Here is a 14,596-nt window from a genome sequence, read left to right as displayed (position 1 = left end):
CCTGTCACCCGCCGCCCTCCGGGTGGTCCCGTCGTGGGGGCCGCCCGGAAGGCGGCCGCGGATCGGTGCCGGGTTCCGTCCGTGCGGAATCGTGACATTGATCGAGAGATCCGACCGAAACCTCTGAGCCCTTCGACGCGTGTGTCTCTCCGGAAGATCAAGTGGAGGGGGCCGTCGTGCGACGGATTTCGATGGTGGGCGCGGCGCTGAGCGGAGTCGCGCTGTTGGCCGCGTGCAGTGGTGGTGGAGGCGCCGGGACGGCCGGCTCGGCCGGTCCGGGGGAAGCCGGCGGCAAGGGTGGTGCGGCGAAGGCGTCCGCGGCCGTGCTGTCGATAGAGCCCGCGCACGGAGCGCAGAACGTGGCGCCGGGTGCGGTCAAGGTCTCGGTGGCGACCGGAAAGCTCACAGAGGTCGCGGTGACGGGTAAGGACGGCAAGCCGGTCGAGGGCTCCATCGCCCCCGACGGCCTCAGCTGGACCCCGGCCGTCGGCAGCCTCGCGGTCGGGTCGTCCTACACGGTGAACGCCAAGGCCGCGGATGCCGCCGGTGTGACGACCACCGCCACCAGCAGCTTCACCACCCTGACCCCCGCGAAGACGGCCAAGGTCGAGGACAACGTGGTGACCGGTCAGAGGTTCGGCGTCGGCATGATCATCTCGGTCCACTTCGGCGTGAAGGTCAAGAACAAGAAGGAGGCCGAGAAGGCCGTCGTGGTCGAGGCCTCGGACGGATCCGAGATCAAGGGCCACTGGTTCGAGGGCGACACCCGGCTCGACCTGCGGCCCGCCGAGTACTGGAAGCCCGGCACCTCGGTGAAGGTCCACCTGCGCACCAAGAGCGTGGAGCTCGCCCCCGGCGTGTACGGCGCGACGCAGCGCGACGAGAGCTTCACCGTCGCGCGCTCCCGGATCAGCGAGGTCGACGCCCGCACCCACCAGATGGTGGTCAAGGAGGACGGCAAGCCCGACCAGACCATCCCGATCGTCGCCGGCACCGACGAGAACCCGTCCTGGAACGGCATCATGGTCATCTCGGGCCGGAGCCGCATGGAGAAGATGACCTCGGAAGGTCAGACCAACCTCGTCGGCGAGGGCTACGAAGCCGTCGAGCCGCACGCGATGCGGCTGACCACCAGCGGCACCTACCTGCACGGCAACCCGAAGGCCCGCGGAGTGGCCGGGCACGCGAACATCAGCCACGGCTGCATCGGCATGGCCGACACCCCGGAAGGCGACGAGAACTCCACCGCCGGCAAGGTCTACGCGGCCTCGCTGGTCGGCGACGTCGTGATCGTCCGAAACTCCGTCAAGAAGCTGCCGCTGGAGCCCGACAACGGCCTGAGCGGATGGAACACGCCCTGGTCGCGGTGGTGATCCCGGCCCGCAGGAGGCGCATCGGGCGGGCCCTCGCAGAGCCCTACAGCGAGGGACCGAGTCCGCCCGTCGCAGTGAACGCGGGGGGAATCCCCTCTGCACGGCAGCCGTCCTGCGTCGCCCCCCGCTCGGGCAGGCAACGGCGAACGCAGGCGGCGCCGGGCCGGGTTGCTACAGGGTGAAGGTGGCGGCGACGGGAGAGTGGTCGGACGGCTTGTCGTGCGACGCGGTGGGGTGGGCCTCGGTCACGCTGGGCAGCTTCTCGACGCCGGTGGTGACGTCCTGGAGTTTGGCGAGCAGGGAGTGGCTGATCAGGATGTGGTCGATCAGTTCGTGCTGGCCCTCGAAGACACGGGAGAATCCGCCCTGTTCGAGGATGCGCGGTGCGAGGTTCCACAGGCGTTTGGCGTCGCCCTGGTCGGGGTGGTCGAAGCCGCCGGTGCCGATCTGGGAGCCGGGCGGGCCGTAGAGGATCTGGGTGGTGGCGGCCTTCCATTCGTCGTTGAGGTCACCGAGCACGATGACGTCGCGGTTCTGGCCGTCGCCCTGCAGCAGGTCGTCGGCGAGTTCGCGCATGGTGACCGCCTCGGCGCCGCGGCGGAACAGCGCGTACGCGGCGAAGCGGGCGCGCAGGCCTTCGTCGTGGGTGCTGTGTTGGCCGCCGGGGAAGGTCAGCAGTTTCGACTTGAGGTGGCAGACGGCCACGTGGAGGCTGCTGCCGGGGGTGGGTTCGACGCGGACGGACAGGCCGCCGCGGCCCATCTCGTGGATGGTGGTTCCGTCGTCCTCGACCTGGACGGCTCCGAGGCGGGTGGGGAACGACACGCGGTGCTGGACGTCCAGCAGCGGCCAGCGGCTGATGAAGCCGACCCGGATGCCGCGCGGGTCGGGGTGGTTCGAGAGTGCGGTGTGCCAGCTGCCGGGCAGGGCGGCGACCAGGTCGTCGAGGGCTTCCTGGCTGCCGACCTCCTGCACGCCGAGCAGGTCCGGCCCGATCTCCGTGATGACTCCGGCCAGGGCTTCGACCTTGGCCTCGTACGTTGCCTGGTCCTTCGCCGCGCACCTGTTCGGGTCGGGCGGGCTGCCGGCGGGCAGTGGCCGGCAGAAGTTCTCCAGGTTCCAGGTCCCTATGACGCCCATGACTTCTCCTGTTGTCGTCGGGCAGGCCGGGCACCGGCGGAGCGGTGATGTCCGGACGGGGTTCGGCCGGCAGCCGGTCTCCGCTGAATGTCCGGCTCTGTGGGGCGGGTTGGTCCTTGAGGTGACGTTGCGTCAGTTGCCGACCCTGAATTCGTGCGCGTCGGCGAGCTTCTGCATGGACTCGAGGTCCGGGTGGCCGTCGGCGGCGGCTCCGGTGAAGCCGCAGTGCTCCTGCCACGCCGCGTAGGCCTTCAGTGTGAGGGTGCCCCACGACCCGTCGGCCCACCGCGGGTCGAGCATCCCTTCCTCCGCCAGCGCCTTCTCGACCAGGAGCACCTGCTCCCAGCTGTACGAGCGGTGGCCGGTCGGGGCCAGGACGTCCGCGGCGATGGCGTGCTCCAGCTGGCCGAGGTACACCCAGGGCCGGGGGTCCTGGCCGTCCGGGTCCGTCGGGGCCTGCGGAAGATCGGTGTACGAGGCGGAGGTCAGCCCGCCCCAGCGGGGATCGGCGGAGAGCCGCCCCTCGGGGAACGGCGGGCAGCCGTAGCCGTACACCCTGACCTCGCGGCGGCGGATCGGTCCGCGCTTGTAGACGCCGTCGCCGTTGCTAGCGCCGGTGGTGTTGGTGTTGCCTCCGATCGTCCAGATGTGCTCCTGGTCGAACCGGTGGACCCGCTCGATGTGGGAGCCGCCGGCGCCCCACCGCTCGGCGGCGGTGCCGTAGAAGACCTCGGCGCCGATCATCGGGAACGACGACCACCAGCCCTTGCCCTTGTAGTACGTCACACCGTCCGGGCAGAAGGCCGACAGCTTGCAGTAGTCCTCCAGGCCCGCCTTCCAGGTGCCCCAGGACTGGAAGATGTAGCACCACTCCTGGTTCTGCCACCACGCCGGCGCCTTGCCGGCGTCGATGAGCTCCTTGGCGTACTTGTTGTGGTTGTTGGGGCCCTCCTTGTATCCCGCCTCGTTCAGCAGGATCTCCAGGCACTTGCGCACGTTGGACCTCGACGGACGGACCGCGTCGTGGGTTCCGTTCGGCAGGAAGTCGCGGTAGCGGCCGCTGGTGTACGTGGACCAGGGCGACCACCCGTGCGCCTGGGTCTGGATCGCCCGCGCGACCTTGGCGTTGTACGTGGGCCCGTAGAGCGCGTGCTCGACCCGCAGGCTGTCGGGGAACCCGAAGTCCTGCGGCCGGCGGAGCGATCTGATCTGGAACAGGCCGATGCTGGGACCCCACTTCGCGTTGGCCAGGGTCTGGTCGCCGACCGCCTCCGGGCGACCGGTGGACTCGGCCATGGCAACCGCGGCGGCAACGTCGACGTCGCCGTCCTCGAACCCCGCTTCGCGTGACAGATGACGGAGTTCGTCATATGACAGAGACATCCGGGACACCCCTTAGGAAATCCCCCTGCACCCATCGTGCGTCGATCCCCGACCGCCCACAAACGCTGCCGCACGGATCCCGCAGCGGTGCGGGCAGCCGAAATTGACGCGTCAACAGTCGTGACCGCGCCTCAGATCGCCGCCGGTCGACCTCGCACGGCCGTCGCCCACTCGCAGTGACACCACGGAGGTCACGGACCGTCACCGGCCCCGTCCGCACGCCCCGCGAGGCTCCACGCCGACCAGGGCGAGCCGCCCCTGTTTCCGCACGTCGCAGCCCTCGATCGCGCAACCGGACGGCCCTGTTGATCGCAGGCACGCCGGGGGCTCTACTGTGCACCGTGCGTCAGTACCGCCCGCAACGTCACCCCGGGTCAACCACCAACCGGCTCAGGTGAGGTCGAAGGGGTCGTGAGCGCAGACCAGCCGGACCTCGTCGGCGTGCGTGCGGCGCAGCTCGCGGAGGCGTTCGAGGCTGTCGCGGCGGGCACCGTTGTCGATGGCCACCAGGTTCTGGAAGGCGGTCAGGCCGGGCGGGCGCCGTCGGGGGCGGGGGGCGATGTCGGTGTGCGAAAAGTAGGCGTCGCCGCAGTGGAGCAGCCAGCCGTCGGATGTGCGGACGGCGACGCCGCTGTGGCCGCGGGAGTGCCCGGGCAGCGGTACCAGCAGGAGGTCGGGTGTCTCGCCCGGCAGGATCGGGATTCCCTGCAGGCCGTACCAGTTCTCGGTGGCCCCGAGCCGCGGGTGTTCCACCCACAGGGGGCTGTGCGCCCACTGCGCCGGGAGGTAGCGGTCCCGCTCGCCGCGGGTGGCGCGCGCCCGGGCGGCACGGAGTTCGTCGTCGAGGACGTGGATCCGGGCGTGCGGGAAGTCGCTGATCCCGCCCGCGTGGTCGAGGTCGAGGTGGGTCAGCACGATGTCGCGGACGTCCTTCGGGTCGTACCCGAGGGCGCGGACCTGGTGCAGCGCCGTGCGCGCGGGGTCGAGCCGGGGGCGGACGACCGTCAGGAACTGCCGCCCGAGCCGGCGGGGGTCGGCGACGTCGGCGGTCCCGAAGGCGGTGTCGACCAGGATCAGTCCCGTCGGTCCCTCGATCAGCAGGCAGTGTGCGGACAGCCTGCCGACCAGGGGCCCGCCGCTGCCGAGCAGCAGCCGGCCGCCGACGGGGCACATCGTGGCGCAGTCCAGGTGGTGCACGCGCATACGCCCTCCAGACGTCTCGGACGCCGCAGGGCGTCGTGGCCGCGCCTCGTGGTGCACGGAGGGTGCCGGGGCATCGGTGCCGCGCGGCAGCGTACCAGCGAGTATGAAGCGGGCGGCAGCCCCAAGGCCGGCGGCGGGTGTCATGTGCTGTCGGCGTGCCCGCCGACCGGCGCGGGGGTGGTGGCGGGACGGGTGTGCTCCGACTCCGGTTCGCGGAAGCCCTTGGCCAGCAGCCAGAGGGCGAGCGCCAGCTCGTTCAGCGCGAGGGGGACGACGAGGGCGGCGCGGGCGGCCGGCGACGGTGCGGACGGGCCGAGTACGAGGAGGGCGTCGGCGAGGTACGGCACGACCGCCAGGAGCGCCCAGCCGGCGATCCACCGGGGGACGAGCCGTGACCGGTACAGCAGGTGGTTGAGGAGCACGACGCTCAGGCCGGAGGCCTTCCGGCTGCTCCGCTCCTACATCAACCGGCTGATCGAGACCGACAACGTGATCGCCGCGAGCGTCGTCTGCATCGAGTTCGTCACCATGATGGCGGCGTCGGGGCGGACGGCCGAAGCGGCCCACATGCGCCACTACCTGGCGTCGGCCAACGAGTTCGGCGCCCTCGCCGCCCGGACCCTCGTGCCCGAGGCCACCGACGGCCCCGTCGGCGCCCGCCCGGCACCGCCGCCGACGGGCGCCGTGGACGACCGCGCCGCCCTCGGCTACATGCGCGAGGCCCTCACGGCGATGCGCCCGGCCGCTCTCCCGGGCCTCCCGCCATCGGACACCTGCCCCGGCGGCAACCGCCACCGGTAGCCCGGTGCCCGACCTCCGCGCGGGTCCTCATCCATGCTCGGGCCGCTCATCACGGTCAGGCGGGCTGCCAGAGCTCGATCCGATTGCCGTCGGGATCGGTGACCCAGCCGAATCGGCCGACACCCTCCATGTCCTGCGTCTCCTCTGCCACGTCCGCCCCCTTGGCGCGCAGTTGCGCGAGCATCGCGTCCAGGTCGCGGACCCGGAAGTTGAGCATGGTCTGCTGCGTGCGGGACCCGAAGTAGTCCGTCCCGGACTCGAAGGTCGCGAACACCGTCGGCCCGGCCTCCTGACGCCACAGACCGTGCTCATCCGCGTCCAGGCCCAGGCAGTCGCGGTACCACGCGCTCAGGGCCGCCGGGTCGGCGGCGCGCAGGAAGTATCCGCCGATTCCAAGTACACGTTCCATGCCGCCATCCTGCCAGGACGGTGATCGGGCGGGCCGGCACCACACCATCGTCCGCTACACCGGCGCCGCGGCCGGGCCTCCCCCCACAGCGGGGACTCAGGCCAGGGCGAGGAGGCTGACGGCGGCCGCCGCGACGCCGGGACCGGCGAGCCGGCCGCGGTGGATGCGCTCGCCGAGCACGGCGCGGGCGAGCGGCCGGCACCGAGCGGGTCACCGGCGAGCTCTACGCCCGGACCGCCGAGCACTACGACCCGAAGGCCCTGGCGCCGCTGACGATCGCGATCGGGCAGGTGAACTTCTTCGTCCCGCCCGGCCTGATCGGCAAGCCGATCCCGGGTGTGAGGCGCATCCCCTAAGGTAATCAGGTGCGTTCAACGGGGGAAGGAAGCAGCACATGATGAGACGTCTTGTTCCACTGATCGCAGCGGTGTTGGCCCTCGCCGCCTGCAGCTCGGCCGGGTCCGCCGGCCGACAGGTCAGCAGCGACGGCGAGCTGGCCTGCACGCTGGTGCGGATGCTGCCCGACCGGATGCCCGACCAACCGGCCAGTGGCTCGTCGGACCACTCCTGGGACGTCGCGGTGGGCCGGCTGAACACGGCCGCAGAGCTGGCCCGGGTCGCCGCGCTGGAGGACACGAAGTACCAGCCGCTCGCCGACACACTCGCCACCGCCCGGCAGACGTTCTCCACCACCTTTGACGTCCACCGTGCCGAACCGGGCATCAAGCAGGCGCGCACCCACTGCTGACACCACCACCCGCACCGCCGAGGAGACCGCGGTCAAGGCGGCAACCGTCCGCGCTGCGCGACGTCGATCCCTACCCGGAGCCGCCGCGCGGCGGCGGCTCCGGGGCAGCCGTCCGGGGACGGCCGGCCGAGGCCAGCAGCATCATCGCCCGCCGGTGGCGCACCGTGTTCGTGCTGCCCCGACGCACGATCCGCTGTAGCTGCCGGCCTTCCTGGTCCGCGAGCCTTCGAACCCTGACCGGCTCTGCCACTCGCCTCGTTCCTCCGAGCTGAGACGTCCCGCGACATCCAACCGGCTCAAGACCTGCCAGCGCCAACCCGGTGAACCCTCTCGGTCAGAGCACTAGGCAGCGCCCCGGATCATCGACAGCAGCGACCGGTGGGTCTCGGCGTCGGCGGCCACGACGAGTCCGCGGCCCGCCTCGCCGATCGGGGCCCCGTCGATCCCGGTGACCACGCAGCCCGCGGCCCGGCACAGGGCGATCCCCGCCGCGAAGTGGACGCTGCCGGAGAGGTCGCCGCCGTCGGTGACGTACGCGGCGCGCTTGCCCGCCGCGACCCAGGCCAGCGCGAGGGTCGTGGAGACCACCCTGGGCCGGAACCGTTCGACGAACCCGGCGTGGGCGAGCAGGTCCACGGCTCGGAAGTCCGGGGCGCTGGGGAAGGGCGGGTCCAGGTTGACGTCGACGAGCCGGGTGGCGGCCGTGGGCACCAGTGGCACGTCCGCGCCCTCGTGCAGCACCCGTGCGGTCGCGCCGTCGGTGCAGAAGACCTCGCCGCTGAACGGGTCGGCCACCGCCGCCGCGCCGCCGCGCAGCGCCACGTTGACGGCCACCAGCATGTTCCCGACGGCGTAGTTCAGCGTCCCGCACAGCGGGTCCACCAGCCATTGCCGCGCCGCCCCGACCGCGCCCTGCCGGCCGCCCTCCTCGCCGAGCACGGAGTCGTCCGGCCGGGCCGCGTGCAGCACCTCGAGGATCGCCTTCTCCGCCGCGACGTCGGCCGCGGTCGCGAAGTCCCCTCCGCCCTTGTCGAACCGGGCGAGCCGCCGGCCGTACATGCCGCGCACGACCTCCGCGCCGGCGCGCGCCGCGGCGACCGCGACCCCCGTGTCGTCAAGCCCCGCATACGAATTGATCATCCGTGGATGATAGTCACACCCCTCCCTGCCGGGCCGCCGCCTCTCAGCCGTCCGCGAGGCCCAGCGCCGCGCGGACCTCGCCGATCAGCCGGACGTCCAGGCCGTGGACGGTCATCCGGTTCTTGACCAGTGCGAAGGAGAACCTGTTGGCCGGGTCGGCGCAGGCCGCGCTGCCTCCCGACCCGCTGGTGCCGAAAGCGACCGCCGAACGCATCGGTGTCGCCCTGCTGTCCCCGACGACGAAACCACGGCCCATCGTCACCGGGACGCCCAGGATCCGGTCCACCCCGCTCGCCCACCCGGTGGTCGCCGCCTCCAGGGTCTTCGCGGACAGCAGCCGCACGTCCTCCAGCTCTCCGCCGCAGGCCAGTGCCGCGTACATCCGGGCCGCACCGCGCGCGGTCATCACCCCGTTCGCCGGCAGCGCCGTCCGCCGGACGTCGGCACGGTTGGCCAGCTCGGCCACCGGGCGCACGCCGCGCGGCACGGCGACGGAGAACGGTTCCTCGGGCATCCGTTCCAGGCGCGCCGCCCAGCCGCCGTCGTAGCAGGTGGCCACCCGCGGCAGCAGGCGGTCGGGGACGCCGAAGAGCAACTCGTCGCCGATCCCCAGCGGTTCGGCCAGCTCCTCGCGCAGCAGGCGCTCGCACGTCCGGCCGGTCGCGCGGCGCAGGATCTCCGCCAGCAGCAGGCCGTAGGTCCAGGCGTGGTAGCCGGGCCGGCTCCCGGGCTCCCAGCGCGGCGACTGCCCGGCGAGCCAGTCCGCCATCGCGGGCAGGTCGTGCAGCCGCTCGGGCGTCACGTCCGGTGGCAGCTGCGGCAGGCCCGCCGTGTGCGCGAGGACCTGTCCCAGCGTCACCCGCTCCTTGCCCGCCGCCCCGAACTGCGGCCAGTACTGCGCTACCGGCGCCTCGTACGCCAGCGCCCCACGGTCGACCAGCACCGCGACCAGGGCCGCCGCGACGCCCTTGCCGGTCGACCAGGCCGGCACCAGGGTGTCCGGGCCCATCGGCCGCCCCTCGGCCACGTCGGCCGTGCCCGCCCAGGCGTCGACCACCAGCTCCCCGTCCAACCAGGCGGCCACCTGCACCCCGGTCTCCGCACCGGAGCCGACCACCTCCGCCAGGACCGCCTCGACGCGCCGCTGCGCCGGACCGTCCGGCACCGTGCCGGTCCTCATGGAACGCCCCCTCTGTCCCCGATCGCCGGGACCGCAGACACGGCCCCACCCGCTCAACTCGCGTACCGGTCGGAAAGATCCCGGCACCCCGAGCCATGGCCACCAGGGTCCGCGGATGCCAGGATCTCCCCGTGAACACGACCGGCAATGCCCTGCCCCGGGCCGGAGGTTCCGACTTCCCGTCCTTTGTGATCTCCTTCGAGCCATCGCATGCCTCCACGGGCTCGCCGTGGCCCTCAACCTCGGGAACTACGCCGGTTGGTGGCAGCTCATCCAGGAGCAGTACCGCAAGCAGCACGTGAGCCTGCGGCGCTGGCGCCACATCGGCTGGGCATGTGCCCTGCTCGGTGGCGGACTCCTCACGGCGGGTCTGACGCGGCTCGTCGTCCCGTAGCGCATGCCCTGAGCGCCTGTCCGCTCAGGCCTGGTCGGCCGGACCGCACCTCGACGGTCAGGGTCGGTCCACGCGGAAGTGGTAGCAGCCGTATTCGACGGCCCGTACGTGGACCTGGGCGGTGTCCGGGTCCGCGAAGGCCTCACCGAGCGCGCGGTCGAAGGCCGCGTCGGCGTCCTCGGGCAGTTCCACCATGCGGCCGCCGATGATGCGCCCCCGGCTGTCGTAGCGGCGGAAGGCACGGAGAGCGCCGGGCCGGGCCCAGGGGTAGCCCGTGCGGTCCGGGTCCGGGCCGCCGCAGTCCTCGGCGTGGATGAAGACCGGTCCCTGCTCGTCGTACGCCCCGGGCTCGGCTCCCGTCTCGGCCGCCCAGCGGCGCAGCGGGGCGTACGAGACGAGGGCGATCCGCTCGCCGGCGGCACTCGCCCGCAGGCAGCAGCGGAGCGGCGCGTCGCCTTCCGCGTCCGTGTACGGGCGCATCGGACGTCCGGCGTCGTCGCGGACGCGGATCTCCTGCAGGGCGGTCGGGGTGATGGGCCGGGGCCGGTGGGTGCTGGTCATGTTCTTCATCGTGGAGCGGCGCTGCCCGGGACGCTGGCGGGAATCCGACGTGGGGCTCGGCGTCTGCGACCGGCCCCTCGGCGCGGCACTCACCCCACCGCCCCGTCCCGGACGGCGTAGCCCAGCTCCCGGGTCGGGAGTGCTCCGGGGCCCTGAGGCTGGCGTCGGTCGTACGCCTCGTCGCGGTACCCGCCATTGTCCGCCTCCGGAACGGATGACCCGACGCACGCGCCCAGCCGGGCAAGTGCAGCTGCGGCAGGCGAAATCGTGGTGATCCGGCTCGATCGGGTGAGGTAGCGTCGCCGGGTGATGGAGCGGACCTGGGACCTGGTACTGATCGGTGGCGCGTCAGGAGTCGGCAAGAGTACTGCGGCCGCCCGACTCGCCGCCGCGGCCGGGGCGTTCGTGGTCGAGTTCGACGATGTGGTCGCAGCCGTCCAGGAGTTGACCACGGCCGCCCAGCACCCGGCGCTGCACCTCTTCGAGGGCCTTCCCGATCCGGATGCGCTGCCGCCCGAGCGCGTGCTGGAGCTCCAGATCGCCACCGCGCAGGCGCTCGAGCCTGCGGTGCTCGGCGTGGTGCGGAACCGGCTGACCGTGCCGGTGCCCGCAGTCGTCGAGGGCGACTACCTCACGCCGTCCGCCGCCGCCCGCGCCGTGGCGGAGGGCGAGGCGGCCGGGCGCCGGGTCCGGGCGGTGTTCCTGCACGAGCCGCAGGCCGCCCGGATCACGGCCAACTACGCCGACCGGGAACCGGAGCTCGGCCCGCAGCCGCGCCGCGCCGAGGTGAGCGCGCGGTACTCCGACTGGCTCGCCGCCGAAGCCCGTGCACACGCACTGCCCGTCGTCGACTGCACGCCGTGGCCGACCCTCATCGACCGCCTCACCGACGCCCTCACCCCAGAGACGGCCGGTCGTCCGGCGGCCGTTCAGAAGGACGGGACCTGCGTCAGGCAGAGCGTGTAGGTCGTCGATCCGCGCTCCAGGACGAACGCGGCGTCGGACTCCGGGTAGGCCTTGCAGGCGCTCGCGTCGGACACCTCGAACCGGCCGACGATGCGGAATTCGGCGTCCGTGCCCGAGCAGTCGACCACGTCGAGGTCCGGGCGCAGGTCGTTGCCGCTGTTGTGCACGCAGTCGCCGACGTCGGCGTAGTCGGGGTCGCGCTGCGCCGACCACGCGACGGCCGCCACCAGCAGCACGGGGAGCAGCAGGCCGAGGATCTCCACCCGCTTGACCAGCGGCCTGCCGGGTGTCATCGGGACTCCGGGGGCGCCCGGCACCGGCGGCGCCGGGCTGCGGATCCTCGCGAGGCTCACCAGGTTGGCGATCAGGGTGATCGGGTTGCTCACCATGGAGGCGATGCCCCACCAGCCCTGCCACAGGCTCCGCGCGGTCATCGCGGAACGTGGCGATCCCGCAGTCGCGGCAGAACGGGCCGGGCATCTTCAGGAAGCGCATCAGGACGAGGAATCCCTGGTGGCCGTGGACGGCGACCTGCACGGCGGGCACCGAACCGCAGAACCGGCAGAACGGGCCCGGCCCGTGCGCGAGCGCGCCGGCGGCGGGTGCGGGTGCGGCCGTGGGCGGGTCGGACGGGAGCTGCGGTGCGGGTACGGACATGCGGGTCCTCTGCTGGCGCGGTTCGGTGGAGGGCACGCGGATGCCATCGATCACCGCCGACCGGTCGACAGCGAATTTCGCACCGCCCCGCACGCCGTCGACCTGGCCGGACGCACCCTCACCGCACCGGTGGCCGCCGTCGCGACGGGACCGGTGCCCGCCGTGCGGCGGCTCACGAGTTCTTGAACTCCTCGATGGCGTCACGGACGGCCTGCTGCATGGCGTCGCTGCCGGCGTGGCCGGAGTCCTCGATGATGTGGAGTCGCGCGCCGGGCCACCGCTTCGCCAGCTCCCACGCGGTCTGCACGGGGCTGCCCATGTCGTGCCGGCCGTGCACCAGCACCGCCGGGATGTCGGCCAGTCTGTGGGCGTTGCGCAGCAGTTGGTCCTCCTCCAGCCATGCGCCGTTGCTGAAGAAGTGGGCGCAGATCCGCACGAACGCGATCTGTGCGTCGATCTCGCGGTCGCTGTACATGCCGGGCACGCCGTTGGGTTCGTTCGAGACGACGGCGTCCTCCCAGGCGAGCCAGTCGGCGGCAGCCTTCTCCCGGACCTTCCGGTCGGGGTTCTCCATCAGCCGTGCGTAGGCGGCGAGCAGGTCGCCGTCCCGCTCGTCCGCGGGGACGCCGTCACGGAACCGGTCCCACGCCTCGGGGTGGAACCGTCCGGCTCCACGGTAGAGCCAGTCGATCTCGGACCGGCGGGTCGTCGTCACCGCCGGGACGACCATCTCACTGACCCGCTCGGGGTGTTGCTGCGCGTAGGCGAGGACGAGCGTCGCACCCCAGGAGCCGCCGTTGAGCAACCACCGCTCGATGCCGAGGTGTTCGCGCAGCCGCTCCATGTCGTCGATCAGGTGCTGCGTGGTGTTCAGGCTCATGTCCGCGGCCGGGTCGCTCGCGTGCGGGGTGCTGCGGCCGCAGTTGCGCTGGTCGAAGCGGACGACGCGGTAGCGCGTGGGGTCCCAGGCCCTGGTGGGCCGCCGGGGCGCGCCCGACCCCGGGCCGCCGTGGACGTTCAGGGCGGGCTTGCCCTCCGGGTTGCCGAGCTGCTCGTAGTAGAGGCGGTTGCCGTCGCCGGTGTCGAGGAATCCGCTGTCGTAGGGACCGGTCGGAGGGTAGAAGTCGGCCATGGCCGTCGATCCTACTCAGCGCCGGTGCCGGAGCGGGCCGCACGCAGAGCCGCGCCATCCGGCTTGGCGTCCGCTGCCCGTGCTGCGACGATCACGGGATGACCGAGCACGGGAGCGCCGCCGTCCGTCTGTGGGGACGCCTGCTGTACGAGCGTCAGAGCGACCCGCTCTGCTGGGCGGAGGGAGTGCTCCGGGCGACGGGCCGCCCGTCGACCGCGATCGCCGAGGCCATGGCGGGCCGACTCGACGCGCTCCCCCACGGGCCTCGGGACGAGGCGGGCGGCCGTGCGGCACTGCTGTTCCGGACGGTCGCCAAACTGGCGGCCGACCTGCGGGGCGACGGTCGGTACGACGCGGACGTCGGCGAGCGGATCGGTCCGCTGGCGCTCCGCCTCGGCGAGTCCGACCCACGGATCGCCGGGCACCTGCGCACCGCCGTCGGCCCTCCGCCGTGCGGCCCGGACTCGCTGGTCACCGTCCACGCCGCCGAACTGGACGGGGACCGGGCGACCCGTCTGCGGGCGGTCGACGCGCTGCTGCAGTGGGCCGAACTCGGCAACGAGCAGGCCCGGACGGCGCTGCGGGCGGTGGCCGCCGATCATCGGGCGTACGACGCCGCCGTCCGGTGGCGGGCGCTCGACCGGATCGACCTGTTCGGAGACCGATCGCTCGAGCCGGGCCTGCTGCGCGCGGTCGCCGACGCCGGGCATCGCGGGGTGCGGCGGTCCGCGCTCGCCTGTGCGGAGCTCGGTCTCCGCCGGGCCGTTCCGCCGATCAGGGCGCTGCTCGACCATCCGGAGGCCGCGGTCCGCGAGGGCGCCTGCGAGGCGCTCGGCCTGCTCGCGGACCCGACTGTCGTGCCTGCCCTCGCACCGCTGCTGGACGACGCCTCGCGGCGGGTGCGCGGCGCGGCGGCGCACGCCCTCGGCCGGATCGGCGGCGACGAGGCGTTCGGGGTGCTCCGGCGGGCCATGACGGAACGTCGGGACCCGAAGGCCGCGTACCTGGCCTCGGCGGCCGCCGCCTTCGGCCCTCCGGCGGTGAACGACCTCGTCGCCCTCACCACCAGCCCCGACCCGGACCTGCGCGCGCTGGCCTGCCGCGCTCTCGGCCCGATCGACGACGATCGGATCGTGCCGGTACTGGAGCACCTCGCCACCCACGACCGCACCGGGACCACCCTGGGCGGCACTGTCGCATCGGCTGCGCGACAGGCGCTGCAAGCCGCCCACCGGACTCGGACCGGCACCGCGCCCGCCTGACCGGTCGACGCCGCCGGTACGACCGGCTCGGTCCGTACCACCGTCCGTCGGCCGTCCCGGGGACCGTGGGCAGCAGACCGGGCATGCGCGGAGCCCGCCTCGGCGGTGGGGCGGCCGGGGCGGGATGATGGCACGCATGAGTGCGATCACGAGCGTGACTCCTCCCCGGCGTGAACGCCGGGGCTTCTCGCTAAGCCGGGTTGGCGTCGCGACGGACCAGCCCGGCCCGTAGAACGTTGATGGCTCC

16 protein-coding genes and 1 pseudogene are annotated in these 14,596 nt (G+C 72.9%); 6 read left to right on the top strand and 11 right to left on the bottom strand.

Translation table 11 applies throughout. The features are described 5' to 3' along the window. The first annotated feature begins 176 nt into the window (after positions 1 to 176). Entirely contained in the window at positions 177 to 1,373 is a 1,197-nt protein-coding gene (locus tag AB0P35_RS33885) for an Ig-like domain-containing protein (RefSeq protein WP_363518559.1), read from the top strand. A 171-nt stretch (positions 1,374 to 1,544) separates the two neighbouring features. On the opposite strand, the gene AB0P35_RS33880 is transcribed toward AB0P35_RS33885, so the two are convergent. The 4 genes from AB0P35_RS33880 to AB0P35_RS33865 form a co-directional block, all read right to left on the bottom strand. Then, complete coding sequence (locus AB0P35_RS33880) at positions 1,545 to 2,513, bottom strand: endonuclease/exonuclease/phosphatase family protein (RefSeq protein WP_363518557.1); 969 nt, start codon at positions 2,511 to 2,513, stop codon at positions 1,545 to 1,547. A gap of 132 nt (positions 2,514 to 2,645) precedes the next feature. After that, complete coding sequence (locus AB0P35_RS33875) at positions 2,646 to 3,896, bottom strand: hypothetical protein (RefSeq protein ID WP_363518555.1); 1,251 nt, start codon at positions 3,894 to 3,896, stop codon at positions 2,646 to 2,648. Between the two features lie 390 nt (positions 3,897 to 4,286). Next, on the bottom strand, positions 4,287 to 5,099 hold the full coding sequence (locus tag AB0P35_RS33870; RefSeq protein ID WP_363518553.1) for an MBL fold metallo-hydrolase: 813 nt from the start codon (positions 5,097 to 5,099) through the stop codon (positions 4,287 to 4,289). A gap of 140 nt (positions 5,100 to 5,239) precedes the next feature. Continuing rightward, positions 5,240 to 5,521 carry a DUF4386 family protein gene (locus AB0P35_RS33865; RefSeq protein WP_363518551.1) on the bottom strand — a complete coding sequence of 94 codons (282 nt, stop codon included), beginning with the start codon at positions 5,519 to 5,521 and terminating at the stop codon, positions 5,240 to 5,242. Here AB0P35_RS33865 and AB0P35_RS33860 point away from each other — a divergent pair. Further along, positions 5,511 to 5,900, top strand: coding sequence for a hypothetical protein (locus AB0P35_RS33860; protein ID WP_363518549.1), 390 nt, complete (start codon positions 5,511 to 5,513; stop codon positions 5,898 to 5,900). The genes AB0P35_RS33865 and AB0P35_RS33860 overlap by 11 nt on opposite strands. A 55-nt stretch (positions 5,901 to 5,955) precedes the next feature. Here the strand turns inward: AB0P35_RS33860 and AB0P35_RS33855 are convergent, their stop codons facing one another. Further along, on the bottom strand, positions 5,956 to 6,309 hold the full coding sequence (locus AB0P35_RS33855) for a VOC family protein (protein WP_363518547.1): 354 nt from the start codon (positions 6,307 to 6,309) through the stop codon (positions 5,956 to 5,958). Positions 6,310 to 6,703: 394 nt separating this feature from the next. Here AB0P35_RS33855 and AB0P35_RS33850 point away from each other — a divergent pair, with 394 nt between their 5' ends. Beyond that, on the top strand, positions 6,704 to 7,057 hold the full coding sequence (locus tag AB0P35_RS33850) for a hypothetical protein (protein ID WP_363518545.1): 354 nt from the start codon (positions 6,704 to 6,706) through the stop codon (positions 7,055 to 7,057). A gap of 121 nt (positions 7,058 to 7,178) precedes the next feature. Here AB0P35_RS33850 and AB0P35_RS33845 read toward each other — a convergent pair. The 3 genes and pseudogenes from AB0P35_RS33845 to AB0P35_RS33835 form a co-directional block, all read right to left on the bottom strand. Beyond that, positions 7,179 to 7,307: pseudogene (locus AB0P35_RS33845) on the bottom strand (IS630 family transposase); the annotation flags it as partial. Between the two features lie 92 nt (positions 7,308 to 7,399). Next, complete coding sequence (locus tag AB0P35_RS33840) at positions 7,400 to 8,197, bottom strand: inositol monophosphatase family protein (protein ID WP_363518543.1); 798 nt, start codon at positions 8,195 to 8,197, stop codon at positions 7,400 to 7,402. A gap of 43 nt (positions 8,198 to 8,240) precedes the next feature. Next, the gene (locus AB0P35_RS33835) at positions 8,241 to 9,377 is read right to left on the bottom strand and encodes a serine hydrolase domain-containing protein (RefSeq protein ID WP_363518541.1); all 1,137 of its coding nucleotides are present in this window, start codon (positions 9,375 to 9,377) and stop codon (positions 8,241 to 8,243) included. 229 nt (positions 9,378 to 9,606) lie between these two features. Between AB0P35_RS33835 and AB0P35_RS33830 the strand changes: the two genes are divergently transcribed. Further along, positions 9,607 to 9,771, top strand: a complete 165-nt coding sequence (locus tag AB0P35_RS33830; protein ID WP_363518539.1) for a hypothetical protein — start codon at positions 9,607 to 9,609, stop codon at positions 9,769 to 9,771. A gap of 57 nt (positions 9,772 to 9,828) precedes the next feature. Here the strand turns inward: AB0P35_RS33830 and AB0P35_RS33825 are convergent, their stop codons facing one another. Next, complete coding sequence (locus AB0P35_RS33825; RefSeq protein WP_363518537.1) at positions 9,829 to 10,332, bottom strand: DUF1203 domain-containing protein; 504 nt, start codon at positions 10,330 to 10,332, stop codon at positions 9,829 to 9,831. A gap of 309 nt (positions 10,333 to 10,641) precedes the next feature. Here AB0P35_RS33825 and AB0P35_RS33820 point away from each other — a divergent pair, with 309 nt between their 5' ends. Further along, complete coding sequence (locus AB0P35_RS33820; RefSeq protein WP_363518616.1) at positions 10,642 to 11,298, top strand: AAA family ATPase; 657 nt, start codon at positions 10,642 to 10,644, stop codon at positions 11,296 to 11,298. On the opposite strand, the gene AB0P35_RS33815 is transcribed toward AB0P35_RS33820, so the two are convergent. Both AB0P35_RS33815 and pip read right to left on the bottom strand, forming a co-directional pair. Continuing rightward, on the bottom strand, positions 11,262 to 11,732 hold the full coding sequence (locus AB0P35_RS33815; protein WP_363518535.1) for a hypothetical protein: 471 nt from the start codon (positions 11,730 to 11,732) through the stop codon (positions 11,262 to 11,264). The genes AB0P35_RS33820 and AB0P35_RS33815 overlap by 37 nt on opposite strands. 395 nt (positions 11,733 to 12,127) lie before the next feature. After that, positions 12,128 to 13,087 (bottom strand): prolyl aminopeptidase, encoded by a 960-nt coding sequence (pip, locus tag AB0P35_RS33810; RefSeq protein ID WP_363518533.1) that lies wholly within the window; start codon positions 13,085 to 13,087, stop codon positions 12,128 to 12,130. Positions 13,088 to 13,185: 98 nt separating this feature from the next. Between pip and AB0P35_RS33805 the strand changes: the two genes are divergently transcribed. After that, the gene (locus tag AB0P35_RS33805) at positions 13,186 to 14,349 is read left to right on the top strand and encodes a HEAT repeat domain-containing protein (RefSeq protein WP_363518531.1); all 1,164 of its coding nucleotides are present in this window, start codon (positions 13,186 to 13,188) and stop codon (positions 14,347 to 14,349) included. Positions 14,350 to 14,596: the final 247 nt, after the last annotated feature.

It is taken from the genome of Kitasatospora sp. NPDC085879 (assembly GCF_040686255.1).
Classification (GTDB): domain Bacteria; phylum Actinomycetota; class Actinomycetes; order Streptomycetales; family Streptomycetaceae; genus Kitasatospora.
The sequence above is the reverse complement of the archived record's forward strand: the minus strand, read 5'-3'. Positions and strand labels throughout refer to the sequence as shown.

Excerpts from the sequence above, each read along its gene's own strand:
- AB0P35_RS33880 (WP_363518557.1), bottom strand. The coding sequence starts at position 2,513 with ATGGGCGTCATAGGGACCTGGAACCTGGAGAACTTCTGCCGGCCACTG.
- AB0P35_RS33875 (WP_363518555.1), bottom strand. The coding sequence starts at position 3,896 with ATGTCTCTGTCATATGACGAACTCCGTCATCTGTCACGCGAAGCGGGG.
- AB0P35_RS33870 (WP_363518553.1), bottom strand. The coding sequence starts at position 5,099 with ATGCGCGTGCACCACCTGGACTGCGCCACGATGTGCCCCGTCGGCGGC.
- AB0P35_RS33855 (WP_363518547.1), bottom strand. The coding sequence starts at position 6,309 with ATGGAACGTGTACTTGGAATCGGCGGATACTTCCTGCGCGCCGCCGAC.
- AB0P35_RS33850 (WP_363518545.1), top strand. The coding sequence starts at position 6,704 with ATGATGAGACGTCTTGTTCCACTGATCGCAGCGGTGTTGGCCCTCGCC.
- AB0P35_RS33840 (WP_363518543.1), bottom strand. The coding sequence starts at position 8,197 with ATGATCAATTCGTATGCGGGGCTTGACGACACGGGGGTCGCGGTCGCC.
- AB0P35_RS33835 (WP_363518541.1), bottom strand. The coding sequence starts at position 9,377 with ATGAGGACCGGCACGGTGCCGGACGGTCCGGCGCAGCGGCGCGTCGAG.
- AB0P35_RS33825 (WP_363518537.1), bottom strand. The coding sequence starts at position 10,332 with ATGACCAGCACCCACCGGCCCCGGCCCATCACCCCGACCGCCCTGCAG.
- AB0P35_RS33820 (WP_363518616.1), top strand. The coding sequence starts at position 10,642 with ATGGAGCGGACCTGGGACCTGGTACTGATCGGTGGCGCGTCAGGAGTC.
- AB0P35_RS33815 (WP_363518535.1), bottom strand. The coding sequence starts at position 11,732 with ATGACCGCGCGGAGCCTGTGGCAGGGCTGGTGGGGCATCGCCTCCATG.
- pip (WP_363518533.1), bottom strand. The coding sequence starts at position 13,087 with ATGGCCGACTTCTACCCTCCGACCGGTCCCTACGACAGCGGATTCCTC.
- AB0P35_RS33805 (WP_363518531.1), top strand. The coding sequence starts at position 13,186 with ATGACCGAGCACGGGAGCGCCGCCGTCCGTCTGTGGGGACGCCTGCTG.